The 25,138-nt window shown below is 60.7% G+C and carries 23 protein-coding genes; 12 read left to right on the top strand and 11 right to left on the bottom strand.

Features of this window, described 5'->3' with window-relative positions; translation table 11 throughout:
- Window positions 1-18 precede the first annotated feature (18 nt).
- From JC607_RS00570 to JC607_RS00545, 6 genes are all read right to left on the bottom strand, one after another.
- Complete coding sequence (locus JC607_RS00570) at window positions 19-978, bottom strand: type II secretion system F family protein (protein WP_198834991.1); 960 nt, start codon at window positions 976-978, stop codon at window positions 19-21.
- A gap of 2 nt (window positions 979-980) precedes the next feature.
- Window positions 981-2,378 (bottom strand): CpaF family protein, encoded by a 1,398-nt coding sequence (locus JC607_RS00565; protein WP_198834990.1) that lies wholly within the window; start codon window positions 2,376-2,378, stop codon window positions 981-983.
- Window positions 2,378-3,709: an AAA family ATPase gene (locus JC607_RS00560; RefSeq protein WP_198834989.1), complete on the bottom strand. Its 1,332-nt coding sequence runs from the start codon at window positions 3,707-3,709 to the stop codon at window positions 2,378-2,380. The genes JC607_RS00565 and JC607_RS00560 overlap by 1 nt, the downstream gene beginning before the upstream one ends.
- Window positions 3,703-4,581: an SAF domain-containing protein gene (locus JC607_RS00555; RefSeq protein WP_198834988.1), complete on the bottom strand. Its 879-nt coding sequence runs from the start codon at window positions 4,579-4,581 to the stop codon at window positions 3,703-3,705. Before JC607_RS00555 ends, JC607_RS00560 begins: the two co-directional genes overlap by 7 nt.
- A complete protein-coding gene (locus JC607_RS00550; protein WP_198834987.1) occupies window positions 4,557-4,814 on the bottom strand; it encodes a hypothetical protein in 258 nt (85 codons plus the stop codon). The genes JC607_RS00555 and JC607_RS00550 overlap by 25 nt, the downstream gene beginning before the upstream one ends.
- Window positions 4,815-4,917: 103 nt before the next feature.
- Entirely contained in the window at window positions 4,918-5,700 is a 783-nt protein-coding gene (locus JC607_RS00545; RefSeq protein WP_198834986.1) for a tetratricopeptide repeat protein, read from the bottom strand.
- Between the two features lie 427 nt (window positions 5,701-6,127).
- Between JC607_RS00545 and JC607_RS00540 the strand changes: the two genes are divergently transcribed.
- The 8 genes from JC607_RS00540 (at window position 6,128) to JC607_RS00505 (ending at window position 15,519) form a co-directional block, all read left to right on the top strand.
- Entirely contained in the window at window positions 6,128-7,003 is an 876-nt protein-coding gene (locus JC607_RS00540) for a hypothetical protein (RefSeq protein ID WP_198834985.1), read from the top strand.
- An 87-nt stretch (window positions 7,004-7,090) separates the two neighbouring features.
- On the top strand, window positions 7,091-8,275 hold the full coding sequence (locus JC607_RS00535; RefSeq protein WP_198834984.1) for a TolC family protein: 1,185 nt from the start codon (window positions 7,091-7,093) through the stop codon (window positions 8,273-8,275).
- Between the two features lie 38 nt (window positions 8,276-8,313).
- Window positions 8,314-10,443: a type I secretion system permease/ATPase gene (locus tag JC607_RS00530; RefSeq protein ID WP_198834983.1), complete on the top strand. Its 2,130-nt coding sequence runs from the start codon at window positions 8,314-8,316 to the stop codon at window positions 10,441-10,443.
- Entirely contained in the window at window positions 10,440-11,612 is a 1,173-nt protein-coding gene (locus JC607_RS00525; RefSeq protein WP_198834982.1) for an HlyD family efflux transporter periplasmic adaptor subunit, read from the top strand. Before JC607_RS00530 ends, JC607_RS00525 begins: the two co-directional genes overlap by 4 nt.
- 136 nt (window positions 11,613-11,748) lie before the next feature.
- Window positions 11,749-13,056 (top strand): type II and III secretion system protein family protein, encoded by a 1,308-nt coding sequence (locus tag JC607_RS00520; RefSeq protein WP_198834981.1) that lies wholly within the window; start codon window positions 11,749-11,751, stop codon window positions 13,054-13,056.
- 9 nt (window positions 13,057-13,065) lie between these two features.
- Window positions 13,066-13,626, top strand: coding sequence for a hypothetical protein (locus tag JC607_RS00515; RefSeq protein WP_198834980.1), 561 nt, complete (start codon window positions 13,066-13,068; stop codon window positions 13,624-13,626).
- A complete protein-coding gene (locus tag JC607_RS00510) occupies window positions 13,623-14,078 on the top strand; it encodes a TadE/TadG family type IV pilus assembly protein (RefSeq protein WP_198834979.1) in 456 nt (151 codons plus the stop codon). Before JC607_RS00515 ends, JC607_RS00510 begins: the two co-directional genes overlap by 4 nt.
- 139 nt (window positions 14,079-14,217) lie before the next feature.
- On the top strand, window positions 14,218-15,519 hold the full coding sequence (locus JC607_RS00505; protein WP_198834978.1) for a BamA/TamA family outer membrane protein: 1,302 nt from the start codon (window positions 14,218-14,220) through the stop codon (window positions 15,517-15,519).
- 50 nt (window positions 15,520-15,569) lie between these two features.
- Here JC607_RS00505 and JC607_RS00500 read toward each other — a convergent pair whose 3' ends face one another.
- The 4 genes from JC607_RS00500 to JC607_RS00485 all read right to left on the bottom strand — a co-directional run bounded on the left by JC607_RS00500 (window position 15,570) and on the right by JC607_RS00485 (window position 20,848).
- Window positions 15,570-16,214: a response regulator gene (locus tag JC607_RS00500; protein ID WP_370584710.1), complete on the bottom strand. Its 645-nt coding sequence runs from the start codon at window positions 16,212-16,214 to the stop codon at window positions 15,570-15,572.
- 207 nt (window positions 16,215-16,421) lie between these two features.
- A complete protein-coding gene (locus JC607_RS25265; protein ID WP_198834977.1) occupies window positions 16,422-18,275 on the bottom strand; it encodes a response regulator in 1,854 nt (617 codons plus the stop codon).
- 41 nt (window positions 18,276-18,316) lie between these two features.
- The gene (locus JC607_RS00490) at window positions 18,317-18,475 is read right to left on the bottom strand and encodes a hypothetical protein (RefSeq protein WP_198834976.1); all 159 of its coding nucleotides are present in this window, start codon (window positions 18,473-18,475) and stop codon (window positions 18,317-18,319) included.
- 393 nt (window positions 18,476-18,868) lie between these two features.
- A complete protein-coding gene (locus JC607_RS00485; protein WP_198834975.1) occupies window positions 18,869-20,848 on the bottom strand; it encodes a hypothetical protein in 1,980 nt (659 codons plus the stop codon).
- Between the two features lie 183 nt (window positions 20,849-21,031).
- On the opposite strand from JC607_RS00485, the gene JC607_RS00480 reads away from it, so the two are divergent.
- Window positions 21,032-22,681, top strand: a complete 1,650-nt coding sequence (locus tag JC607_RS00480) for a hypothetical protein (RefSeq protein ID WP_198834974.1) — start codon at window positions 21,032-21,034, stop codon at window positions 22,679-22,681.
- Between the two features lie 33 nt (window positions 22,682-22,714).
- Here the strand turns inward: JC607_RS00480 and JC607_RS00475 are convergent, their stop codons facing one another.
- On the bottom strand, window positions 22,715-23,056 hold the full coding sequence (locus JC607_RS00475) for a hypothetical protein (protein WP_198834973.1): 342 nt from the start codon (window positions 23,054-23,056) through the stop codon (window positions 22,715-22,717).
- A gap of 799 nt (window positions 23,057-23,855) precedes the next feature.
- Between JC607_RS00475 and JC607_RS00470 the strand changes: the two genes are divergently transcribed.
- From JC607_RS00470 to JC607_RS00460, 3 genes are read left to right on the top strand one after another with little or no spacing between them, the layout of a single operon-like run.
- Complete coding sequence (locus JC607_RS00470; RefSeq protein WP_198834972.1) at window positions 23,856-24,131, top strand: hypothetical protein; 276 nt, start codon at window positions 23,856-23,858, stop codon at window positions 24,129-24,131.
- Window positions 24,131-24,424, top strand: coding sequence for a hypothetical protein (locus JC607_RS00465; RefSeq protein ID WP_198834971.1), 294 nt, complete (start codon window positions 24,131-24,133; stop codon window positions 24,422-24,424). The genes JC607_RS00470 and JC607_RS00465 overlap by 1 nt, the downstream gene beginning before the upstream one ends.
- Before the next feature lie 59 nt (window positions 24,425-24,483).
- Window positions 24,484-25,050, top strand: a complete 567-nt coding sequence (locus tag JC607_RS00460; protein ID WP_198834970.1) for a cupin domain-containing protein — start codon at window positions 24,484-24,486, stop codon at window positions 25,048-25,050.
- Window positions 25,051-25,138 lie beyond the last annotated feature (88 nt).

Raw genomic sequence — 25,138 nt, 5'->3', positions numbered from 1 at the left:
TCATATCCGTCACCCGCCTTATTCGATCTTCACGAGCCAGCGCATGAACAGCATGTTCATGAACAACAGGCCGGCGACGACGCAGAGCATGGGAATGAAGAAGGGTTTGTCAGAGATCTCGGAGAAATAGTCCGGGTTGATGGCCAGCAGCATCACCGTGGCGCCCATCGGGAAGAAGGACAGGAACCGTCCCGACCACTTCGCTTCGGCTGTGATCGACCGTACTTTGCGCTGCAACTGTTGCCGGCCCCGCGCGATGGAGCAAAGACGCTCAAGCACTTCGGCCAGATTGCCACCTGTCGAGGATTGCAGCGCCACAGCAGCAGCCAGAAACCTCAGGCTCTGGTTCTTGCAGCGATCTGCCATTTCGCGCAAAGCAGATACCGGTTCCTGGCCATAGCTGATCCGGCGCGAGGTCTCGCCAAATTCTTCGGCCAGCGGACCGATCAGCTCCTGGCCGACAACCTGGAGCGCGGTGCTGACCGGCAGACCGACCCGGAGCGAGCGCACGATCATATCGAGCGCCTCGGGCACACCTTCTTCGATGCGGAGCAATCGTTTGTTGCTGCGCATCTTCATCCAGAAATACCATACGACCGCTGACAGCAGCAGCCCGGCCACCGCGCCAATCAGGATATTGATGTTCAGAAGCGCGTTGAACAAAATCATCACCAGGGTCGTGATGGTCAGCGTCAGGACAAGGGCAATCCGCCGCATTTCGGCGGTGAAGGCGGCCATATTGACGTCGTCCCATTTGCCGGGCAGCAGCGGACGCCACCAGGATGGCGGCCCGTCGCGACGCAGCGCCACTTGATCCGGTGCGGGCTCATCCCCGCCGGTCGCGGACCGGCCTGAAAAGCGCGCGACGACGGCTTGCAAAAAGGCGCGGCGGCGCAGCACGCGGCTATAGCAAATTGCAACGACAATCAGCCCCAGCCCTGCTCCGACCAAAAGCGAAAGAATGAGAGCAAGGCTCATTGTCACACCCCGTAAAGGTCGGGCGGCAGGGTGATCCCCCAGCGGCGGAAGCGGTCGGACGAGTCCGAGCGTACCCCGGTCGCGGCGAAATGCCCTTCGACACGGCCATCGGGGGTCACACCGCTATGTTCGAAATAGAACAGCTCCTGCATGGTGAGGACATCGCCTTCGCAGCCCGTCACTTCGGTGATCGAGGTCACTTTGCGGCTGCCATCCTGCAAACGGTTGACCTGCACGATCAGGTTGACCGCGCTGGCGACCTGGCGCCGCAAAGCTGTCAGGGGGATCTCGATCCCCGCCATGGCAACCATGTTCTCCAGCCGGCTGGTGGCGTCGCGGGCAGAGTTGGCGTGGATTGTCGTCATCGAGCCGTCATGCCCGGTGTTCATCGCCTGCAGCATGTCGATCACCTCATCGCCACGGGTCTCGCCCACGATGATCCGGTCGGGGCGCATCCTGAGCGCATTGCGCAGACAATCCCGCTGGGTGACGGCGCCTTTGCCTTCGATATTGGGCGGGCGGCTTTCCATCCGGCCGACATGTTTTTGCTGGAGCTGCAATTCGGCAGTGTCTTCGACGGTGATGATCCGTTCGCGCTTGCCGATATAGGCCGAAAGCGCATTCATCAGCGTGGTCTTGCCCGAGCCGGTCCCGCCCGAGATCACGATATTCAGCCGGCAGGCAACGGCGGCGCGCAGATAGATCGCCATCTTCTCGCTCATCGCGCCCAGAAAGGTCAGCTGTTCGAGGCTGAGCTTGTCCTTGCGGAATTTCCGGATGGAAACCAGCGTGCCATCAAGCGCAATCGGGGAAATCACGGCATTGAGGCGTGAGCCATCCTGAAGCCGGGCATCGACATAGGGGGTGGATTCGTCCAGCCGGCGCCCGACCATGCCGACGATCTTTTGCAGGATGCGGCGCAGATGGGCCTCGTCCTGGAATTGCACATCGGTCAGTTCCAGAAGCCCGCCCTGTTCGATGAAAACCTGCTCCGGGCCATTGATCAGAATATCCGAAACGGTCTCGTCATTGAGCAGGATTTCCAGCGGCCCCAGCCCCATGACCTCATAATAGAGATCATTGACCAGGCTGTCGCGGTCGGACCGGCTGACCGCAACACTTTGCGACGGGATGACCGCTTTCAGGACCGAGGCAATCTCGGCTTTGATATCTGCCTCCGAGGCCTGCACCAAAGCGGAAAGGTTGAGAACCTCCAGCAATTGCTGATGGGCCTGCTGCCGGATCTCGGTCAGCTTGCGCCGCCGCTGGCGTGCGGCCTGGTTCTCTGCCGAAGGAATTTCCGCCGGCAGCGCGGCTTCGGGCTGAAAATGGCTGAGCGGGTTCTCCTGGGGAGCCTCGCTTTGCTCTGCAAGTCTGCTGTCGCGAAATTTACGGAACATCAGCCAGCCTCCGCCGTGGTCAGCTCTCGGGGCCCTGCCTTGGCAAGGATGTCTGCGGCCAGGTCGCGGACCGCCAGTCGAAAGACATTCGCCGGCGCATGCCTCGCCAGGGGAATTCCGGCATTGCAGGCCATGGAAACCGGATCTCCTCCGTCGGGCAGGGTTTTGAACACGCCGAACTCATTGTCCTTTTCAAACCGGGCGCGGGCGTCTTCCCACAGCTGGGACCGCCGCAGCGGCGCGCGGTTGAGCAGGCAGCGGAATTTGCCTCCGGGCAGCCCTTCGGATCGGATAAGATCCTGCAGCTTCGCGAGGTTCTGCGCGGAACGAACGTCGAGCAGGGCAGGGGCCAGAATGACAGAGGCCTGGTCGAAGGCGGCCCCGCTCCAGTCCGGAAGCTGATGCGGCAGATCAACAATCACCAGATCCGCCTTGTTGCGGGCGAGCCCGATAAGGCGGCGCAGATGTGCGGCATTGATCCCGTCGACCGGCAGGATCTCGCCCGGGTCAGAGAAAATATGCAGGTTTGGGGCGGTGCTGCGCAGGCACATGTCGAAGGCATCAGAGTCGAGCGCCTCAATACCGCGATAGGCGTCAAGAATGCGCGAATTCGCCGTGAGGCCCGCATAGGTTGCGACATTGCCATATTGCAGGTGGAGATCAATCAGGCAGACAGTGCGGTCCTGCTGCGCCTGCGCCAGTTCAGCGGCAAGATTGACGGCGATTGTTGTCGCACCCGCCCCGCCGCAGATGGGGAGCACCATGATTGTTTTCAGCGCGTCAGGCAGGTCGCGTCCGGGTGGCGGCACTATAGGATCGGACGGCGCGGGAACGGATATCCTGTTCTTCCCCTTGCGCGGGAGGAACCTTCCCCAGAATCCTGAAGCCGGTGCAGAACCGGCTGCGCTGTCTGATCCGGGCCCGGCTGTCCTGTCAGCGGGGGCGTCCTCTCCGGCAGGTGGGGCAGTATCGGTAAAGGGGGGGCCGTAGAGAACCTTAAACCCTTTGCGCGCGGCATCCGGGATCTGCAACCGCGACTTCAGCGGCAGCAGCACCAGCACTTCGCCCGTGTGCCGGCCTGCCTCTTCCACAAGCGCCTGCAAAAGGCGCGGCAGCGCCGTCTTACTGGCATTCGGGACCAGAACCACGGTGTCGAAGCGGTCTTCCCGATGCAGTTGCAGATGGTCGAGCGCCTCGGACATAGACAGATCCGTGCGAACCGCACCGGGTGGAATGCGCGAGAACCAGGCCGCAAAAAGCATCACGGCGTCAACGCCATCGCAGATCGAGCAAAGGCGCGTTTCTTGTGTGGTCCGACGTTTGCTCAGCATGGGACTTCGGCAATCGATCTGGAACCGCCCCTGATAACTGCGGTCGGACAGCGCTCCCGGGAAGAGTTCCCGCCGGTGATCTTGCCGAGTATGGAGGAGCCGCCTGTGTCCTGGGTGCCGGAGGCGCGCACCGCCAGCGGCAGTTTCTCAAGGTCGGTCGGGCCAAACACCACAAAATCACCGTCAAGGCTGCGGCTGCCATCCGACAGGATGATGCTCATAAAGCCGCTCTGATGATTGGCCACGACCCCGCGAATGGCGTCCGTGAACTCTCCTTCCAGCAACAGCTTGTCAGCAAGCGCTGAAACTGCCCCGGCAGGCTGCCCGTTTGCGGGCGGCGTTCTGACGCGCAAACCGGTCGCGATCAGTCTGGTCTCGGATTTCCCGGCGCCGATATCCTGGGTCCAGACAATGTCGACCCGGGTACCGTCTGCAAGCTTGCCGCTGAAATCGGCCAGATTGCGCGGCGTGATGGCAAAAATCCGACCGTTTCCGACCGGCAGCAGCACCCCTGCCGGCGTGGTGCCCGTTATCGCAATGTCTGTATCGAATATCGCGTTTCCGGCTTTCAGCGCGGTCAGCGCCACAAAGGTCTCGCCCGCGGCTGCCACGGGCAGACCTTGCAGGATGTTGCCGGGCAGATAGCTGACCGGAACTTTTGCTGTAACAAAGCTATCCGCAGTCAGCACGGTGCCGGGTGCGATGTCGCGGGCCGCCAGCGGTATCTCAACAGTCTCACCAAAGGCGCGTAAACTGCTGCGTGCCGCGACAAGCTCGAGCTCCAGGGCCCTTGTATAGTGAAAGGTGCCGAACGCCCCGCCAAGAGCCAGGGCGATCCCGCAAGCGATCAGTGCGATGATTTTGACGTGCATTGCTTCGTGCAACCCTGGGTATAGTTAAGTTTTCTATCTGTGGTGTCATTTCCGACTTCGTCAACCGCATGCTCTACGATCTGGGCGAGCTTTTCCGATGCCAGATCCAGAACGCCGCTGTTCACGATCGCCATTGCAGCAGCAGCCAGCGCAAACGCAGCTGCGCTCAGCACCAGCCAGTCGACAGAGATGGCACCACTCTGGCCGGTCGCAAATCTTACTGATCTTGTCACCTGGCCCTCCTCACGTTTCCGGAAGGCGCAAACATCATTTCGCGCGGTATTCCGATCAGGCGTCTGTACGCTACATACTAAGTAAGGTCACGCAACTCTTGTTCTACTGAAAGATCATGTATCCGATCGGCTTACCGGCAAGGTAATCCTGCCGTGCGGCCGCGTAGTGGCGCAGGCTCGTCTCGATATCGGCATCAGACATAAGGCCCGACAACATTGCTTTCGCATCCCGGCTGCGCCCGTCCAGGGCATAGGCGATGGCCAGATTGGCGCGCACGGTGTCGCCATTTGCAGGATCGCGCAGCAGTTCCTCCATCAGTTTCATCCCGGCGCCGATATTGCCGCCCAGCACCTGGGAAAGGGCGTAGTTGCTCAGCAAGGGGAAGTTGGTCGGCCAGGTCTGCAGGGCGCGCGTGTAGACCTCCTGGGCTTCTGCATGGCGTGACAGGTAGTCAAGAGAGACAGCTTTCCCGGTAAGCGCCGCGAGATTGGTCCGGTCGATCCGCAGAGCTGCATCGAAATGTTCGATGGCGGTCTTGGGGTGCATCTCCTGGAGCGAGAGATTGCCGAGCTGGTTGTGAACCTCGGGATTGCGCCGGTTCAGATCGCGTGCCCTGAAAAGCGCATTCTGTGCCCGGTTGTACTGGGCCAGCGCAGTATAGGACTTTCCAAGCCCGACCAGGGCGGTCACCGATTTCGGGTTTCTGGCAGAGGCGAGCTCGAACAGGCGGGCGGCTTCCTCATAATCCCCGATGGACCAGGCAGCCTCGGCGACCTGCTCGGTTTCGCCCTGTGGTTGCTTTTCCATGACAGCGGGCAGGCTGCAGCCGGAAAGCACAAGCAATGCACTCAGGATGGCCGGAAGCGCAGCCAAGCGTGAAAACATGTCCGCCCTCATAAGTTGTATTCCACTATAGGTTTAATCGCCGGATTTCAGAACGTCCATCACCTCGAGTCGATGGATATTGCAAAGTCCGGGCGAGTGACATATACGAAAGTTACTTTATCAGTTCTTAGGTTTGTATCATGCAGGTAAAAGCTAAGCGAGATCTGGCAGAAACAACTGTCGGTAGCAGTGACGGAACCTGAAGTGGGTCGGATATATGTGGCCGGGCCATAGGTGTTGGTAAGCAGTGAATCTACCGGAAGCGGAACCGCCTTACTGTTTCCGGCTCTTGGCTGCCGCTCTTTGCGGCAGCCTTTTTATCAGGCGAACCGGGGTAAGAGGCGTGTCGGGTTTGCCTTCTATATGGCATTGCGGGAATCGACCGACTGACCTATGCCAGTGACAAAATCCCCGGAGGGCCATATCCATGGTTGAGATATTTACGGCGGCTAGCGGCCAGTCCGGTGCTGCGACCCGCAGCGTTTCGAATGATGTCAGGCTCTCGGTTCCGTCCGAAGTATACTTCGGTGGCGGCGCTGCCGGAGTCGCCTTCTACGAGAAATCCGGGGCGGATCTGAAAGTTACACTCCTGGACGGGCAGGAGGTCATGATCAGGGATTTCTTCGTCATCGGCCCTGCCGGAGAATACAGCCGGCTGCGTGATGGCGGATCGGCCGGTGCGGTCGAAGTGACCGGGCTGATTGCGCCGGAACCCTTTGTTCCGGCAGATCCTGCTGCGCAGACCGCCGTCGCGGAAGTTGAGGAAAAAGCCCAGACACCGGAACCTTCGGGCGCACTTCGGGACGGTGAGACCGTGGTCGAGGTCAATGTCGGGGGCGGTGAACCGGCGGATGCCGGGTCCTCCGCAGGCGGAGACGCCGGTGGCGGCACGTTCTTTGCGGGCATGCCGATGGACGGCGCAATTTTCGGGGCTTCTATGTTCCCGGCCGTTGGAATTATGCTCCGCGGCGGCAATGACGATGACGTCGCACCTGCACCTGCGGCAGCTTCAGCGCCGGTGCCGGTGCCGGTGCCGGAGGAAACCGTTACAGAAGAACCCGTTGCGGAAGGGGTACCGACCCCGGTCGACGCTGCTGCACCGGCAGACCCGGATATTGCGGATCTTCTTGCGGCCATTCTTGATCCGGACCGCGCTGAGACCGATCTGTTTGCCGACGACACGGCTTCCGCGCCTGTTTCTCTGCTGGCCGACGCGGCGGATGGCAGCACGCTGCATGACACAGGCCCGGATTTTCTTTCGGCATTGATGGGTGATCTGATCTACACCCCGCCGGAAGGCTGACCGGCGCATTTGTACATGATCCTTGCTCCATCCCTGTTCCGGCATGCCCGTTCCGGTGCTCTCGCATTTTTTGTCGGTGCGTTTTTGGTGTCACCGGTTCTGGCTCAGTCTCTGAAAGAGGCGGTCAGGATCGGGACCGAGCGCGACCCGACGGTCGAGGCGCTGCAACACGCCGTTGCGCGCGAAACGACCAATATCGAGATCGCGAAAGACGGCAAGCGGCCCCAGCTCAGTGTTTCGGGGGCCACCAGCACGACCGATGATGATCCGGCTCTGACAGTGACTGTCTCGCAGGTTCTGATCGACTGGGGGCTGGTCAAAAGCAGGATCGCGGCCGCCTCGCTGAGCCGGATCAAGGTCGTGGCGCAGCTGAAAATGGCGGTTGAGGATCTCAGCCTCGAGATCTCTGAACTGTATCTGGAACTTGAAACGCTCGATCTCAAGATCGCGAAAACGCAGGTCTATATCGACTTCGCAAACCGGATTGAAGGATTCTCGCGCAGCCGGGTCTCGGCGGGGCTTTCGGACAGTTCCGAAATTGCACGCGCGCTGCTGGAAATCGCCCGTGCGGAAGAGCGGATGACGCAGTTGCAGGCGGATCGCACGATCACATCGTCACAGCTGGAATTCCTCTTGGGTAAGCCGGTGGTCAATCCGGGCATTCCGCCGAACCTTGCCTTCACCGATCAGTTTGCGTCCAGCGCGAATATCATTGCGGCAGTCGTTATCGCTCCGGCCTATGTCGAGGCGAAAGCCGATCTCGATATAGCAATTCAGGGGATCAAGGCAGCCAAGGCGTCCAACAAGCCGAAGATCACCCTTCAGGCTCAGGGCCGCCAGGACCTGACCGGCGGGCGCGGTCGCAGCGGCGCGGTGGGAATCACGGCGGGCGTCGACCTGAATTCCAGCAGTTTCAGCGGACGCGCAGTGGTCGCGGCTGAACAGGACAAGGCCGCAGCCGAAGCCCGGCTGAAAGCGGCAGAGCGCGATCTTCAGAATACGGTTCGGGTTTACGTCGAACAGATTCGCGTTTTGCAGGGCAATGAGGCCTCGCAGCAGCGCCAGCTCGACCGGGCGGCTGAGGTTCTGGACGCCTATGAGCAGCAGTTTATCGGCGGGAAAAGAGAGTTGATCGACCTTCTGACCACGGGGCGCGATCACTACGAAGCCGAAATGGACAAAATTGAGACATACAAAGAACGCAAACATACGGAATATGCTGCAGCACACTCCGTTGGTATGTTAGGCTCTCTTTTGTTTGGTACCCGTTGATCCAACGTTAAAGACCTCCAGCACTCAGGCGGGACAGTATGGCTGCCAGCGACAACAGGGACGCGCTCGTTCTCGGCCTGATAGAGCTTTGTCGGGCGCATGGTATTGCGGCTTCGGTCGAAAGACTGAGCGATGGCCTGCCGCGAGAGGCACATGGCGGTCTCAGCATCACCGCAAGCGCGCGGGCCCTGCGCCGTGTAAATCTGAGCTGCCGGATTGCCAGCGGCCCGCTCTCCTCAATCCCGCCCGAAGCGCTGCCGGTTCTTGTCTTTGGCAAGGATAATGAAGTCGCCCTGCTCGAACAGCTGGATGAGACCAGCGCTGTCCTCGTGCTGCCGGAGACGGGTGGCGGCCGCGTGCATAAAAGCCGGGCCGAGTTGGAAGAGGCCTATGGCGGTCGTTTCCTCGCCTCAAAACCGGTCGATGTGGTCTCGCAGCGGCTTGGCGAGACCGATCCCGACAGGCGGCACTGGATCATCGGTGCCGTGCTTGGAAACATGTCCATCTACCGGGATGTTTTCCTTGCGAGCTTTGTGGCCTCGCTGCTGGCGGTCTCGACTGCGATGTTTTCGATGCAGGTCTATGACCGTGTCGTGCCGAACCAGGTGTTCGATACGCTGTGGATTCTGGCCAGCGGTGTCGGTCTTGCCATTTTACTGGAATTCGTCCTGCGGATGATGCGCTCGCGGCTGATCGACCTGTCGGGGCGTGATCTTGATCTGACGCTCTCGGCACGGCTGTTTGAACAGGTCGCAAATCTTCGCCTGTCGCACCAGCCGCGTTCGACCGGGGTCTTTGCCAACCAGGTCCGGGATTTCTCGACCGTACGCGAGTTTTTCACCTCGGGCACAGTTTCGGCGATCTGTGACATTCCCTTCGTGCTGATCTTTATCGGCATCATCGCCTATATCGGCGGCCCGGTTGCCTTTGTCGTATTGTTCGGCGGGGTGCTGATGGTAGGGCCGGGGCTTCTGATGCAGCGCAAGCTGGCAACGCTCTCCCGCCAGAATACCCGGGAAAGCGCTGCCCTGAACGGCCTTCTGCTGGAGGCGGTTTCCAATCTGGAAACGGTGAAGGCGGCGCGCGCCGAGGGGCGCCTGCACCGTGCCTATGTGCAGCTGACAGCGACCATGGCCGAAACCGGCGTGAAGGCCCGCGAGCAGACCACATTCCTGATGCAGATTGCGGCTTCCACGCAGCAGCTCTGCTACGGGCTTGTCGTGGTGGTCGGGGTCTATCAGATCTCGGCCGGCAATATGACGACCGGCAGTCTGATCGCCTGCACGCTTCTGACCAGCCGGGCGCTGGCGCCGCTGGGGCAGGTTGCCGGGCTTCTGACCCGCTGGCAGCAGGTCCGGGCCGCGATGGACAACCTGGACAAGATTATGGAAATGCCGGTCGAACGCCCGGCGGACCGCCATTATCTGCGCGCCCAGCAGATTGGCGGCAGCTATCAGGTGACGGATGCCACCTATGCCCATGACAAGGAAAGCGGTGAGGTTCTGAATATCAAAAGCCTCACCATCAGAGCGGGCGAACATATCGCGCTTCTGGGAGGCAACGGCGCAGGCAAATCGACCTTCCTGCGGCTGATCGCCGGGCTCACAGATCCGGCATCGGGCTCGGTTCTGCTCGACAACCTGTCACTGGCGCAGATCGATCCGATCGACCGGCGCCGCCAGATCGGCTATCTGCCGCAAAGCGCGGCCCTCTTTCAGGGCACTCTGCGCGAGAACCTCCAGCTGGATCACGGGCTTCACAGTGATGACGAGCTGTTCGAGGCGCTGGATGCCGTCGGGCTGGGACGCCATGTCCGGCGCCATGTCCGCGGTCTCGATATGGCGCTTTACAGCAATGCCAATGTCTCGGGGGGGCAGCGTCAGGCCATCGGCCTTGCCCGGATCATTTTGCAGGATCCGAGGGTGGTGATCCTGGACGAGCCCACGGCTGCATTTGACCACATGACCGAACAGCATGTCGTGCAATTCCTGAAAACCTGGCTGGCAGGCCGCACCGCGATCATTGCGACGCATAAGCGGGAACTGCTGGCGCTGACAGAGCGCGCGGTTGTTCTGAAAGATGGCGCAATCGCGCATGATGATGCGCTTGGCAAGATCATGGATCTTGCGCGCGCCTCGTCGACCCAGCAGGTGAAGGCTGTCAAATGACCCAGACGGATTTCAACCCTGATTATCTCGACGGCAGCTTTCGCCGTAAATCCATGGTGACGGCCCGGCACACGGTCTGGCTTGTGTCGGCATCGCTGCTGATCGCGGTGATCTGGTCCGCTTTTGCGCAGATCAATGAAATCACCCGTGGCGACGGAACCGTGGTTCCTCTGCGCCGGATGCAGACGATCCAGAGCCTCGAAGGCGGCATTCTGTCGGAACTGCTGGTGCATGAAGGTGACATCGTCCAGGAAGGGCAGATCATCGCCAGGATTGATGCGACGCGGTTTCGCTCGGCCTTTCTGGAAACAACTGCCGAGATCGACACGCTGCGGGCCGAAATCGCCCGTCTCGAAGCCGAGGTGATGGAAAGCGACAAGATTGAATTCAGCGGTGCTGCGGATGGCGAGGCCCGGGCCAATGAGCTGCGGCTGTTTCAGGCCCGCCGCACCAAGCTGAATGAATCCATCGCCGCCGCCGAGGCCGAACGCGCCGCGATCATTGGCCAGATCGACATCACCGAGCCGCTGGCAAAACAAGGATCGGTGAGCAAGGTCGATCTGCTGCGTCTTCAGCAGCAGGAGGCCGAGCTGCAGGGGCGGATCAGCGAATTGCGCAACAACTATGTGCAGGAAGCCTACCGCGATCTGGTTGCGAAAAAGGGGCGGCTTGTGGTGCTGGAGCAGCAGATGATCCAGAAACAGGACCAGCTTGACCGGACCGAGATCAGATCGCCGGTTTCGGGGCGCGTCAACAACGTCAATATCACCACGCTGGGCGGTGTTGTTCAGCCCGGCGAATCGATCATGGAAGTGACCCCTGTCGACGATCAGCTGATGATCGAGACAAAGGTTTCTCCGCGGGATGTGGCCTTTATCGCGCCTGGAATGCCTGCGAGCGTAAAGATCACCGCCTATGATTTCTCGATCTATGGGGATCTGAGGGGGACGGTCTCGCAGATCAGCGGTGATACGGTCGAAGAAGAAACGGCAAACGGTATCCAGGCCTTCTACCGGGTGATGGTCACCACCGAGAAAAGCTACCTTGAACGAAATGGCGAGGAACTGCCGATCCGCCCCGGCATGGTGGCGCAGGTCGATATTGAATCAGGCCGGCGCTCGGTGCTGAGCTATCTGACGAGACCGATTTTGCGCGCTCAGCTGCGGTGATTTAATTGTAGGTGATACAACCAGTGGTATTTGTAATCCCACTGGATATCGCGTTATGGTATTCGCGTATCGCGCTGTGGCCGATACGATGTGACAGACAACGGCGTAATAACGCGACTGCGGGGGAGAAAGATTAATGGCAGGCATGGGGCTCTCGGCCGTGATGTCGTTTTTTCTGACCGTTGCCGCAGTGACGCCGGGCTTTGCCCAGGAAGTCTGGAGCGCGGGACGCGGGGGGCTTTCCCTGAATGTCTCCGAAGCGAAATTCATCAAGCTCGAAGAGCCTGCGACCGCAGTTTTCCTTTCCAATCCGGACGTTGCCGAGATTGATCTGCAATCGGCCCGCTATCTCTACATCGTCGGCCGCAATATCGGCGAGTCCAACCTCTTCGTCCTGGGAGAGAATGACGAGCAGATTCTCAGCACCACTATCTCTGTCGGAATCGATGCCGCCCGGCTTGCCTCGGCCGCGCAAAGCTCGATCAGCGGTGGCTCGGTCTCGGTGAAAACGGTCGAGGGCGCGGTGTTTCTCAGTGGCCGCGTGCGCAGCATCGCCGATGCCGAAACCGCCGCCGATGTGGTGGCGGCATTGCTTGGCGATGGCGCAATCATCGTCAACCGGCTCGAAGTTGAAGCGGCCTCTCAGGTCAATCTTCAGGTTCGGATCGCCGAAGTCTCCCGCACCATCAGCGAGGATCTCGGCCTCAGCCTGACCGCCGCGCGTGATGCCGGGCAGCCGCGTGTTTCTTCGCGCCCCGGAGGGGTCGACATAAGTGTCGGCGCGGGCAACCGCAATATCAACCTGGTGCTGGACGCCCTCGCGCGCAACGGGCTGGTCACCATCCTGTCTGAGCCGAACCTGACGGCCCGCTCCGGTGAGGCGGCGACCTTTCTGGCCGGGGGACGGATCCCCTACAGGAACACCGATGCGGACGGAAAGATCTCGACGACCTTCGAATCCATCGGTGTCGAGCTTGAATTCACCCCGACCGTCTTTGATCAGAACCAGATCCAGCTGCAGATCAACACCAGGGTGCGCGCAGTTGATGAGGCCAATTCCTCTCCGGACGGGCGCGCGCTGTCCGAGCGCAGCGCGACAACCACGGTGGAGCTCGGCAGCGGTCAGAGCTTTGCCATTGCCGGCATGTTCCAGGCCGATACCGCACAATCGCTGAGCGGTATCCCCGGTCTCGTCAATCTTCCGATCCTTGGGGCGCTGTTCAGGTCCTCGAGCTTTAAGAAGGGCGAAACCGAACTGGTCATCATCGTGACCCCCTATCTGGTGAAGCCGACCAGCCCGAACAACCTGCGCACTCCGGTCGATGAGCTGAAGCCCGCAAGTGGTGCCATTGAGCAGCTTGTGACCGGACAAATGAGCAAAACGATCCGTCCCGGCGAAAAGGGCCAGTCAAAGGTCCGTCGGGGCGGGTTCATGCTGCAATAGGAACCGACAGTGCAGATCAGAGTCACCCGCATTCTCGCGCCCTTTCTGACAGCAGGGCTTCTGGCAGCCTGTGGCACGGCATTGCCGCAAGGCCCGACCGAGCGTCTCTCTGCGCAAACGCATGAGGCCGTTCTGCCCTATTCCTTCCTGTCCTGCTCGACTGATATCGGGGCAGCCGAACAAAAGCGGATCCGCAGCTTTCTGGATAAACTGGGTCTGACCAGCCAGGATACGCTGGTGGTTTCTGTGCCCAAAAACCGCCTGCCCGAACGCGATGCAGGCCGGCGCAAGACGCTCAGCCAGATTTTTGCCGCCTATCCTGCCCGGGTCCGCTTTATCCAGGATGATGATCTGCGCGAATTGCCGCAATCAGAGCCGCAGGGGATCATCCGGGTGGTTCGGGTGACCGGGGTAAATGTGACGTGCAAAGGTGGCCCCGGTGAAGCGGGATGCGCCTCCGCCAGAAATCTTGCCGCTATGATTGCCTATCCGGCAGATGTTTTCATGCCGGATAAGGGGGCAAGATATTTGCCTCCGGCAAAAACACCGCAGGCGGGGCTTACACCGTGAAACCGGATCTCTTCAGAGCCGCCAGGTCCTGGGCGAAGCGCGAAGATGGTGCGATCACCATCGAATTTGTGATTATCTTCCCGCTGTTTCTCGCCTTTCTCTTCCTTATTGTCTTCGTGAGTTTTCTGATTGCGACGGCAAGTGATGTCCAGCAGCTGGCGCATGAACTTGCGCGACAATCCATCGGCCGTCTGAGCCGCACAACGCCGCCCGCAGATGTTTGCAAGTCCCTGGCCGATGACGAGATCCTGATGGGGGTTCTGATCGGGCAATCGGTGCTGCTTGACCCGGCGGATCTGACGGTTCTGCCTTGCCCTGATGCGCCGGATGCGAATGGCTTTGTCACCGTGCAGGTGACGTATAATTTCGCGGGCAGCTTTGTGCAGTCGCTGGGGCAGACCTTTGGCGTTGATCTGGGGATCATCACCCGTATTTCTGCCATCAAACTCTGACGATCTGACAATTTACACCTGACACGCGGCAGGAATCGGGTGCAGACAACGTGTGATTGATTTATCAGACGTCGGATTGCGGGAATCCCCTCTGCCGATTCCCGATCTCATCTTCAGCTGCCACTGAGGGGAATATCCGATGGCTGTCTTCCTGAACCTGCAACGGGCCGCGCCTGCTGTTCTGATCGCGGCGGCTGCCGGATCCGTTTTTGTCGGCAGCCTTCAGGCACGGCCCTATTCGGCGGTTGAGGTCCGGGGTGCCGAATTCATTGCCGCTGATGATATTGCGGCTGCCTGTGAGGTCGTAGCGGGCGAGTATGATTCCTCCGATATGAGCGCGGTTCAGGAATGCCTGATGAGCAGCGGCCAGTTTCGCAGCGTCGAGGTGCGGGGCGAGGGCGCGACCCTTGTGGTCGAGGTCAGCGAACTGAATGACCGCCCCGGCCGGGTTGAGGTCGGTCTGGCCTATGACAGCCGCGATGGCGCGACGCTCAACCTTTACTTCGAACGCTACAACCTGTTCCCGGGCACCTTTGGCTCGATTGATCTGCGGTTCGCCGAAGAGGTGCAGTCATTCCGCACATCGCTTTATCACGCGGATGCCTTTGGCGATCTGGATTTCGGGATTGATACCGAGATGCGCAAGACCAGCTACAGTGATCAGGGCTTCGTTGCAAAACGGGTGCTGGTCGAGCCCTATCTGGCGCTGCCCTTTGCCTCGGGCGGCCGGGCCGAACTGGGGGTTGGCTATCGTCGCGACGATATGTCGGATGTGGCGGCGGGCTCCAGCGTGCTTTTTGGCCGTGAGATGGGGGTCATTGATGCGCCCTATGTCCGTCTTGGCGTCAGCTATTCCTCCAACCCCTCGAAGAATGGCGGGGCTGGCTTTGTGACCGGGCTTTCGCTGTCGCTGGACCAGTATTTCTGGGGGCTTGGCACCGATCAGAAGACCTATGAGACCCGGATCGAGGCAGATGCGCGCTTTGCGCTGGCCGAGAAGACATCGCTGCTGGTCGGGTTGCGCGGCGGTATTGTTTCCGGCCAGGACGGTCATAATACGCGCGCGGTTGACCGCTTCTTCGTCGGTGGGGCCGATTTCAGGGGCTTCGCGCCGCGTGGCATTGGCCCGAAGGACGGCGACTGGTTCCTCGGCGCCAATAATTACTATGTGACCAGTGTCGAGTTGCAGCGTGAGATTGACCAGCTGCTTGGCACCACGGGGCGCGTCGGCGTCTTTGCGGATATCGGGTCTGCCTGGGGGCTGGATGATACGCTGGGCGGCACTGTCGATGACGGAAAGTATATCCGCAGCTCGGTCGGAGTTTCGCTGACACTTGATCTGGGCAATATACCGGTGTCGCTCTTTGTGGCCAAACCGGTCGATTACCGGGATGGCGATGACAGGCAGAGCTTCGGTATCAGTTTCAGCACGTCATTCTGAGAAATCCGGCAGCGGCAGCTGGTCTGCCGCTGCCGCCGGACAGAATGGGTTCAGGCCAATTTCAGATTGCGCGCCTGGATAACCGCCTGGGTCCGGTTTGTGACGCCCAGTTTGCGGCAGATCGATTTCACATGCATTTTGACGGTCGCTTCGGCCAGCCCGAGATTTTCGCCGATTTCCCGGTTGGGCATGCCATCGGCCAGGAGATTGAGCACCGAGACCTCGCGGTCTGAAAGGGGCGAGACGAAAGCCTTCTGGGTGGCCTTGTTCTCCTGGATCAGCTCCAGCGGGAAGTAGCGCTCTCCTGCCGCCATGAAGCGAATGGCATTTGTGAGGCTTTTCATCGAAGTGGTCTTTGGAACCAGACCGGCCGCGCCATTCCGGGTCATCTCATCGACAACACGCGGCGTAGGGCCGCCGGTGATGATGCCGACCGGCTTTCCCGCATTCAATGCGGTGATCTGCTTCAGCGTTTCGACTCCATGCATCCCGGGCATGTCGAGATCCAGCAGGATGAGGTCGAATTCGCCGTTTTTCTTCAGTTGTTCTATCGCGCCATCGATCGAGATCGCGGTGCTGAGCCTGATATCCGGGCTGTTCTCCAGCACGAGGCCGATGATTTCGAGGATCAGGGTATGGTCATCGGCGATGAGCACACTGAGCGGCGCAGGTGCCGGATTGTTTTCACTCATCATGTCTCTCTCGTTGCCTGTCAGAGTGGCCCTGTCAGGTGAATACCGCCGACTGCGACGATTGGATAAACGTCCATAAAATCACATGCTCAGAAGAGGAAATTGTCAAGACTTTAAGCAGCGCCCCGGCGCTGCGGTTGAACAGGTTCTCTTTTTTGGCAGCGACCTCGCCGGTCGAACAAAACTTAAGACTTATGACCGGGACTACAGTCAGCTTTCGGCTGCAAACTGCTGCAGCCGAACTTCCGTACTATGTGCCATCTCTTCCGCAAGATCCAGCGTTGCGGCATCGCATAGCCCCTCGCGCGCGTCGATCTGCAGGCGCCGGAGGGCATATTCGACCCCTGCCAGCCCGGTAAGACCGGCAGATCCGATCGCGGAATGGATCCGTGCCCGCAGATTGTCGGGAATTTCCGGACTGCGGGCGAGGTCAAAGACCTCGCGCGCCTCTTCAAGCGCGCGCTGCATGAAGACAAGCGTTGCAGGGCGCCCCATTTCTCCGGTCAGTTCAAGGACAAGGGCGTTGTTCAGCATGGTCTCGGGTGTCTGCATTCTGTTGATGGCCTGTTGGCGGGGCCGTGTCCCTTCTTTCGCATCCCTGAGAGCGAGGCGTAATTCCGACGGGCGCACGGGTTTGATAAGGATATGATCCATCCCCGCGGCGAGGCCGGATCCGTGGATCACCGAGCCGACATGCGCCGTAAGCCCGACGATAAGAAGATGTTCTCCGGCGCTTTCCTCGCTGCGAATCTGGCGCGCCACCTCGATCCCGTCAATATCGGGCAAAGTGACGTCCAGCAGCACAACATCGATCTGATCTCTTTTCGATCTGACCCGCAGCAGCGCATCCATACCGTTGACGACGCCCTCAACTTCCGCGCCGGCATCCGTCAATGTCCGCAACAGGATTGCCAGATTTACCGGATTGTCCTCGACGACAAGGATCCTGAGCCCGGCAAGGCTGATAAATTCCGGACGGTCCGTGTTCTGATCCCCGCGCTGATCGTCTCGCGCCCTGGCGCCGGTAAGCGGAAAGGTGATGCGGAAAAGGGCGCCACGTTCTTTGCCCTGTCCCAGCTCGATCCGGCCGCGCAGGCGGCTGACCGCCCGGGACACAATGCCAAGCCCAAGCCCATACCCGTCTTTGCTGCCCGGGGGGAGGGGCCGTCCGCCGGTGCCGGGGCTGAGCACCAGCTTGCGCTCGGCCTCAGAAAAGCCTGGTCCGACATCCTCGACTTCCAGCGTTACAAGACTTTCAAAGCTGCCTTCGGTGGCCGCGATTTTCAGTCTTACGGTAATGGGGCCGTTCATATTGAAACGGTTCGCGTTGGTGATCAGGTTTTGCAGCACCGCGCGCAACAGATGTGGCGCACCGCTATGCCAGGCCTCACCTTCGGGCAGCTCGGCCAGGATGAAGTTATTGCTGCGCCGGCAGATCGGGTCGAGCAACCGGACCGTATCGCGCACAACGGCGACCAGGTCGAAATCGACCCGCGGTTCCGTATCTGCCGATACCCCGTCCATCCGCACCGTTTCCAGCAGATTGGCGACCTGATCAATGGCAAGCTGTGCGAGCGAACCAAGCTCGGCCTCTCGCCCATCCTGCGTTTTGGCGTCGGCGAGACCGTCCGCCGCAATGATCAGCGATTGCAGCGGCGCGCGCAGATCATGGGCCATATCGGTGATGCGCTCTGAAAGCGAGCGGTCCCCGGCAGACATGGCGCCACTGGTGACGCGCATCAGATAATAGCGGGCGAGCCCGTTCTCCGCCGGAATGACATGCAGATCCGCAGTCTCTTCATGGCCGGGGCTGACGCTGCAGCTTCCGCGTGTCTGCGCTTCATCGCGTGCGCCTGCCCAATCCGCCGATCTGCCGAACCTGTGCCATTGCGCGACTTTCGCGGCTCCCGCCACTGCATTTGCAAGCAGGAGGTCTCCACTATCCGCAAATATTGCCGTGGCGCGGCTGTCGGTCGCGATAACCGCAGCGAGCAGATCCAGGATGTTGCCGGCGGCATCCGCCTTGGTCTGTGCCGGCTGGTGCACCACTTGGGGAGGAATCACGTCATACTCCTTAAGATCTGCCGAATGTGTTTCTTCGCGGCTCATTCTTCAACTCTCAGCCCCTTGCAGGCGGCTTGTGTCAGCAAAATACCGAATGACAAGGGGCCAATTGTTTCCTTTTTCGGGAAGCACTGTTCTTCCTGAGGTTGTTTTATCAGGCAAATCACAACCAGGAACCCCTGGATGCGGGCGATTTTCAAGAGATGTCCACCAGGGCAGGGAAATCCTGGGCATTCCGATAGCACCAGGGGCTGCCCGGCCAGGGTCCTTGCCCTCATCCTGATTGACATACCTACCCAATATCAATCATACATACTTTCGTAGCGTCATGCTAACCCCTACGATGCCATAATCAACCAAGGGTATGATGAGATGATAATTTTTATACTCGCTCTCGCGGTGCTTACGGAAATTCTTGTGGCAGGGGTTGTTTTTGCTTTGGGCGGGGGCTGGTTGCTCGCCCTCTTCATCGCCCAGGGGGCGGGATGTGCTGCGGTTCTGGGGGCCGCACTAGTCGGAAGTGGGCTGCGGCACATCCATGAGACAGCGGGCGCAGAAAGCGCCGCCTGATCCAACAAACGTAACAAACCAATCTAGGACGAAGAACGATGGGACCCATTCGCATCAACGCTGACAAGCCCACTGACTTCCGGGTGACCGCCCGGCAGGACCAGGTACAGAAATTCGTCCGTGAGGGCGACACCCTGGTTGTTCGGCTGGTGGACGGCAAAAGCATCATTATCACTGACTTCTTCGTCAAAGGACCGAATGGCGAAGTGAGCCGTCTGCTCTATGAAGATGGCACGTTCAGCGGTGTTGATGGCAATTCGCAGACCGTCGAAGAAGCTGTCGATGGCATCGGCACGGCCATGAGCAATGAGGAAATGATCGCGCTTGGTGCCGCCGGCCTGGCTGGCATCGGGATCCTCGCCTCTTCGGGCAGCAGCAATGCCGCGCCCGGCGATGGCGACGGCGATGGCGATGGCGACGGCGATGGCGATGGCGACGGCGATGGCGACGGCGATGGCGACGGCGATGGCGACGGCGACGGCGATGGCGATGGCGATGGCGATGGCGACGGCGATGGCGATGGCGATGGCGATGGCGATGGGAACTCGGTTCTTGGCGAAGTTCTCGAAGGTGTCAGCACAATCGCTCCAGCCCTGCTGAACGGCATCAGCGACGCTCTGAATGGCCTCGGCAATGCCGATGTGAACCAGGCCGTGAACGCTCTGCTCGATACGGTTGCAGCCGTTCTGGGTGGTGAGAATGGCCTGCTCGACACGGCCGGAGACGCGGTGGGTGAGCTGGTCTCCAGCGTTGAAGCCGGGCTGGCAGCTCTGCTTGAAGGGCTTGAAAACGGCACGCCTCTGGCCGGTGCAGGCAACCTTCTGGCCGCTCTGGTCGAGGGTATCCTGGGCGGCGATCCGGCAAGCGGCGATGCCGGTGGCCTGATCCCGCATCTGGAAGGCGGCACCGCGGTGGCGGCTGCGGCTCTGGCAGCTGGTCTTGCCGAAGCCCTGGGCGCATTGGACAGCCTCGACGTTGCCGGAGCGCTCGGCGCAGTCCTCACCGCGGTTGATGCGGCCCTGCTGCAGGAAGGCGCCCTGGTTGGCGAGGCCCTGGAAGGGGTGCAGGACCTGCTTGAGAACCTGCTCGGCGGCCTTGACGGCGCAGTGACAGGGCTGACCAGCGGCGATGTGCTTGGTGCGGTTTCGACCCTGGTCGACGGTCTGCTCGCAGGTGTCCTTGGGGGCGGTGAAGGCGGCGGCGGCGGATTGCTGACCGGTTTGCTCGACGGCCTTCTGGGCGATCTGTTGGGGGATGACGGTCTGCTGGGTGGCCTGCTCGGCGGTGTCGTTGGCGGCGACGGTGGCCTGCTCGGCGGCCTCATCGGAGAGAACGGCCTGCTTGGTGGTCTCCTGGGCGGTGAAGGCGGTCTGTTGGGCGGTCTCCTCGGTGGTGAGGGTGGTCTTCTGGGCGGTCTCCTCGGCGGCGAGGGTGGTCTGCTGGGCGGTCTCCTCGGTGGCGAGGGTGGTCTGCTGGGTGGTCTCCTCGGCGGTGACGGCGGCGGTCTCCTTGACGCAGTTCTCGGCGATGACGGTCTTCTCGGCGGCCTGCTGGGCGGTGACGGCGGTCTGTTGGGTGGCCTGCTCGGGGATACCGGCCTGCTTGGTGGTCTTCTGGGCGGCGGTGGCCTCCTCGGCGGGCTGTTGGGTGGCGCAAGCGGTGGTCTGCTGGACGGCATCCTTGGTGACCACGGCCTGGTCGGCGGTCTTCTCGGCGGCGAAGGTGATCTCCTCGGTGGCCTTCTGGATCCGGTCCTTGGTGACAACGGCCTGCTGGGCGGTCTCCTCGGCGGTGAAGGTGATCTCCTGGGCGGTCTTCTGGAGCCGGTCCTTGGTGACAACGGCCTCGTTGGTGGTCTGCTGGGCGACGATGGCCTGGTTGGCGGCTTGCTGGGAGATAATGGTCTGGTTGGCGGCCTTGTCGGTGGCCTGCTGGGCGGGAATGGTGGCCTTCTTGGTGGTCTCTTCGGGGGTAGCAGCACCCTCCTGGAAGATGACAGCCACGCAGGCGCCCTGCTCTCGTAACCGGGAGCACCCTCAGGAGCGGAACAACCCCCCGCTTCTGATACTGAGCTGCCGCACCCCCATGCGGCAGCTCATTTTATTTGTAGCTGGCAGGATTTTGTCGGAAGACTGCTGGTGCAGAAGACACAGAATACGACGACACAGAATACAGGGACCGTTCTCGTGACAGAAATGATGCAGGCCAGCGCGACGGTGTCTGACCTTCAGGTCCTTGACAGTTTCAATGGCAGGGACACCTTTGGCCTTGTTCCAGGCGCGCCGGTCTGGCTGGCCTGGCGTTGCGCGGGACGTCAGATCGCAGCCGGTTGGTATGAGGCCGAGGATCTGGCGACCGCCATCGCTCTGGCGCAGGCCGATCTTCCCGGGACGCCGCAGCCGGATGCGCTGGAGATCTGCGTGACGCATGACTGGCATCCCGTCACACCGGAGGCGCTGGCCACGGCCTTTCCGAACAGCCTGCGCGGGCTTGTCGGCATGGAGATCCTGTCAGGCGGCAAGCTGACACGGGTCGCGCCAACCCGTGCGATTGCCACAAACCGCGCGCCTCTTCGCGAGATTGAACGGCTTGCGAAACTGAAACGCGTCACGCCCGAAGCCTATGCGCGGGCCGCCCGGATCCGCCGCTTCAGCGCCGATCAGTTCCTGCTGCTTATTCCCGAAGACAGATGCATCAGGCTCTGGCGCGGCGGGCAGATTCAGCCGGCGGAAACAATTGATGCGCCTCTGTTGCAGCAGACGATTGACGGGCTGATCGGATGGATGCGGCAAAATCTGCACCCCGATGGCCGGATGACCTATAAATACTGGCCGAGCCGGGGCGCCGAGTCGAAAGCAGATAATACAATACGCCAGTTCATGGCCACCGTGGCGCTCGGCCGGATTGCGATGCGCAGCGGATCACCCGCGGATGCCACCGGCGCGCAGGCCAGTCTGGCCTATAACCTCGACCGGTTTTACGCGGAAGAAGATGGTCTCGGCATGATCATTTTCGAAGGCAAGGCAAAGCTCGGGGCCATGGCGCTGGCGGCACTGGCGATCCTTGAGTTTCGCGAGGCCGGTCTCATCCAGCCTGCCGGCTATGAGGCAGCTTTTACGGCGCTTTGCACCGGCATCTTTCATCTCTGGCAGGAGGATGGCGCCTTTCGCACTTTCCTGAAGCCGCCGGATCGCAACGACAATCAGAATTTCTACCCGGGTGAGGCGCTGCTGTTTCTGGCGACGCTGCACCGTAAGACCCGCGATCCGGATCTGGCCCGCCGCTGTATGACCAGTTTTCGCTATTATCGCGACTGGCATCTGGCGGATCCGAACCCGGCCTTCGTTCCCTGGCACAGCCAGGCCTGTGTCATGCTCTGGGAAGATCTCGGTGCATCGGAGCTGGCGGCGTTCGTGTTCAGCCGAAATGACTGGATCTTGCATATGCAGCAATGGGGCGGGCGGCTGCATCCGGATTTCCAGGGCCGGTTCTACAATCCCGAACGCCCGGATTTCGGGCCGCCGCATGCCTCCTCGACCGGGGTCTATATGGAAGGGCTTGCCGACGCCTGGCGCCTGGCGCAGCGGCTCGGCGACAGCGCACGCGCAGAGCGTTACGCGACAGCCTTGCGACGCGGCTTGCGCGCGATCCGGCAGTTGCAGTTCCGCGACAGGAGGGTCGATGGTTTCTACATCAGCCGGCCCGAGGCGGTCATGGGAGGATTGCGCACCGAGACCTATAACAACGAGATCCGGGTGGATAATGTCCAGCATTGCCTGATGGCGCTGCTCAAACTTGACAGAGATGCGGATTTCAACTGGTCAGGTGAGATCTGATATTCGGCACAACCGGGTTGAATCGCCCGGATATCAGAGTGTTGAGACCTGAAGGCGAAGCTTGCGCTGCTCCATCTGTATGGCCTTGCGCAGCAGCCTCGGCTGAAGATCATCCGGCGCACCGCCGCCGAACTGGCGGCAAGTCTCGTGAAACGCGACGCTCCCGTCAGGATCCGTCAGGTCGGGCTCTTCCGGCGGGTGGGGTGTCTTATCTGAAATACGCCCCATGCGCGTGCGGCGGCGCCAACGAATGAGTGTCAGCAGATAGAGAAAGGTCACAATCCCCTGAATCAGCAGAACCTGATCAAAGCCCGTCAGAAAACAGATAGCAGCGATTGCGGCGCCCGCGAGCCACATCAGAGGAAAAATCGCCATTGACCGGATGCCCCTGCAATAGATCCTGACACAGGATGACCAAAGGGTATCTATATATACTATAGTTTGTCAAACAATCTTTGGTTTGGGCCTGCTTGCTGGCCTGCTTTACGGAGCTATATGTATCGGGCCGGATTGGCATTGCTGCGTAACCCGGCCCCTGGCATGATGATGCCTCCCCCGTCGAAATCAGTCCGCGCGAACGATCCCGGCCGCTGCAGCGATCCGACCCAGGGCGTCCCGACATGGGAGGAGGGTCAAATCGCCAGCTTCGAAGCGCAGCACAAGCCGGGGGCCGCGCATAGCTCGCCTTGTCACTGTGACTTAATACCGGACAGCGCCGCAGCGACAGGATTTGAATAGCCCCTGGACGAGCAGACGCCTTGCCTGGCAATTCTGGAAACAGGGAGGACGCGATGTTCTGAGCTGCATCCACAGACGCCCTGACATTTGTCCCGGCTTTTATCCAGCGCGCGCGAGATTCCGGGTTTGAGCTTTGCCTGTTTCGGCGGGCTGGGCAAAGCGGGCTGGCGCAGAGCTTTGCGCATTGCGCTGCACCGGGCCCCGTTGGGGGGTGAATCTCTTGATGAAGGCGTGTCTCGGGTTGGCTGCGTCGATGACAGGGGTGCCTTCGTCATCCGGCGCGAAGGTGTCCGGCCCGTGAAGCCCGACCCCTGTCTGGAGCGCCCGACCTGAACGACCAGCGGCTGAGGCTGCGCAAGACCTCGGTTCCGGCGCGTCAGGGCGGATCAATGACAGGCGACAAGTTGACCAGCATCAGGAGAGAGCGACAGGCAGGATGATCAGCCTGATCAGCAGTCTGCGCAGCCTTAAAGTCCTGGGGCTTCACCCGCGGGATTCCGATGCCGATGATCTGGTTAAGCGGCTGAAGCGGATCGGCCGCAACGTCGGGGCGCTCTGGCCCTGGCCTGAAAACCTGCCGACGGGGGGGGATGTGGTCTTTGTCGAGGTCAAAGAGGTGGCCCCCCGGGTCTGGCCGGGCTGTCTGAGCCGGGGCCCGGACTGTTATGCCAAAGCCCTTACCGGGCGTTCGGGCTGCTCGGCCCGCTTCTGATGGCACGTTCCGCATGGCAGGAACGACTGGACGCTTTGCGCAAAGAAGAGAAGCTGGAACGTAGCAATATCATCACCGGGGCGAAACTCATCCTCATGCGGCGCCACCGCATCAATGCGATCATCAATGCAGATGGTTTGCGCAGCAATCAGGTGACCGGGCCGTGGGATGACAACCGGCGGCCCCTGCCCGGGCGGGGGAGATCATGGTTCCCGATCCTGATTCCTGATCAGCAGGGCTTGCAGTTGCGGGAAATTGCGCCGAAACCTGTTCGTTGTCAGCGAAATTTGTAAGGAGTATCTCCCCTATGGCCAGAGGTCCCACCGAACGAGCAGAGGCAGCAACTGACATCATGGAAAGCGCTGCCCGGCGGGATGTGCATCAGTTCGGCGCGATCTTACGGGCGCGCAGAAGGGCCCTTGATCTGACCCTGAACGATGTTTCGCAAAAGACCGGCCTCGCCAAGGGCTTCCTGAGCGATATCGAGCGCGACAAAACCTCCCCCTCGGTGGCATCGCTTGTCAGCCTTTGCGACGCGCTGAGCCTGCCGGTGGGTGACCTTTTCGCGCCCTCTCCGAATGTTCTGGTGCGGGCTGAGGCGCGGCAGCCGATCAAATTCGGCGGGATAGGCGTTTCCGATCACCTGCTCACCCCCAGCCATGGGGTAAAGATGCAGGCGATCTGGTCGGAAATCGCGCCGGGGGGAACTGCGGGCGATCAGCTCTATTCACTGCGGTCCGAGGAAGAGCTGGTTTTGGTCATCAGTGGCGATCTTGCCCTGAATATTGAGGGCGAAGAGGCCATTCTTCACCAGGGCGATTCCCTGACTTTCGACCCGAGACGTCTTCACAGCTTTCGCAACCCGTCCTCTTCTTTTCCCACGATAGCGGTGTTCATCATGACGCCGCCTCCGGCGTGAACGAATTTATTACGTTATTGGAGAAAAAAGTTCGTAAATGGCGAAATTACAGTTGACGGGATCGCGGAACAACTCCACGCTCTGAGAA

This window comes from Paracoccus sp. IB05, from assembly GCF_016405985.1.
Lineage (GTDB): Bacteria > Pseudomonadota > Alphaproteobacteria > Rhodobacterales > Rhodobacteraceae > Pseudogemmobacter.
The sequence above is the reverse complement of the archived record's forward strand: the minus strand, read 5'-3'. Positions and strand labels throughout refer to the sequence as shown.

Excerpts from the sequence above, each read along its gene's own strand:
- JC607_RS00560 (WP_198834989.1), bottom strand. The coding sequence starts at position 3,709 with ATGCTGAGCAAACGTCGGACCACACAAGAAACGCGCCTTTGCTCGATC.
- JC607_RS00465 (WP_198834971.1), top strand. The coding sequence starts at position 24,131 with ATGGCACGTTCCGCATGGCAGGAACGACTGGACGCTTTGCGCAAAGAA.
- JC607_RS00565 (WP_198834990.1), bottom strand. The coding sequence starts at position 2,378 with ATGTTCCGTAAATTTCGCGACAGCAGACTTGCAGAGCAAAGCGAGGCT.
- JC607_RS00505 (WP_198834978.1), top strand. The coding sequence starts at position 14,218 with ATGGCTGTCTTCCTGAACCTGCAACGGGCCGCGCCTGCTGTTCTGATC.
- JC607_RS00520 (WP_198834981.1), top strand. The coding sequence starts at position 11,749 with ATGGCAGGCATGGGGCTCTCGGCCGTGATGTCGTTTTTTCTGACCGTT.
- JC607_RS00525 (WP_198834982.1), top strand. The coding sequence starts at position 10,440 with ATGACCCAGACGGATTTCAACCCTGATTATCTCGACGGCAGCTTTCGC.
- JC607_RS00530 (WP_198834983.1), top strand. The coding sequence starts at position 8,314 with ATGGCTGCCAGCGACAACAGGGACGCGCTCGTTCTCGGCCTGATAGAG.
- JC607_RS00555 (WP_198834988.1), bottom strand. The coding sequence starts at position 4,581 with ATGCACGTCAAAATCATCGCACTGATCGCTTGCGGGATCGCCCTGGCT.
- JC607_RS00570 (WP_198834991.1), bottom strand. The coding sequence starts at position 978 with ATGAGCCTTGCTCTCATTCTTTCGCTTTTGGTCGGAGCAGGGCTGGGG.
- JC607_RS00545 (WP_198834986.1), bottom strand. The coding sequence starts at position 5,700 with ATGTTTTCACGCTTGGCTGCGCTTCCGGCCATCCTGAGTGCATTGCTT.
- JC607_RS00475 (WP_198834973.1), bottom strand. The coding sequence starts at position 23,056 with ATGGCGATTTTTCCTCTGATGTGGCTCGCGGGCGCCGCAATCGCTGCT.
- JC607_RS00540 (WP_198834985.1), top strand. The coding sequence starts at position 6,128 with ATGGTTGAGATATTTACGGCGGCTAGCGGCCAGTCCGGTGCTGCGACC.
- JC607_RS00500 (WP_370584710.1), bottom strand. The coding sequence starts at position 16,214 with ATGATGAGTGAAAACAATCCGGCACCTGCGCCGCTCAGTGTGCTCATC.
- JC607_RS00460 (WP_198834970.1), top strand. The coding sequence starts at position 24,484 with ATGGAAAGCGCTGCCCGGCGGGATGTGCATCAGTTCGGCGCGATCTTA.
- JC607_RS00470 (WP_198834972.1), top strand. The coding sequence starts at position 23,856 with ATGATCAGCCTGATCAGCAGTCTGCGCAGCCTTAAAGTCCTGGGGCTT.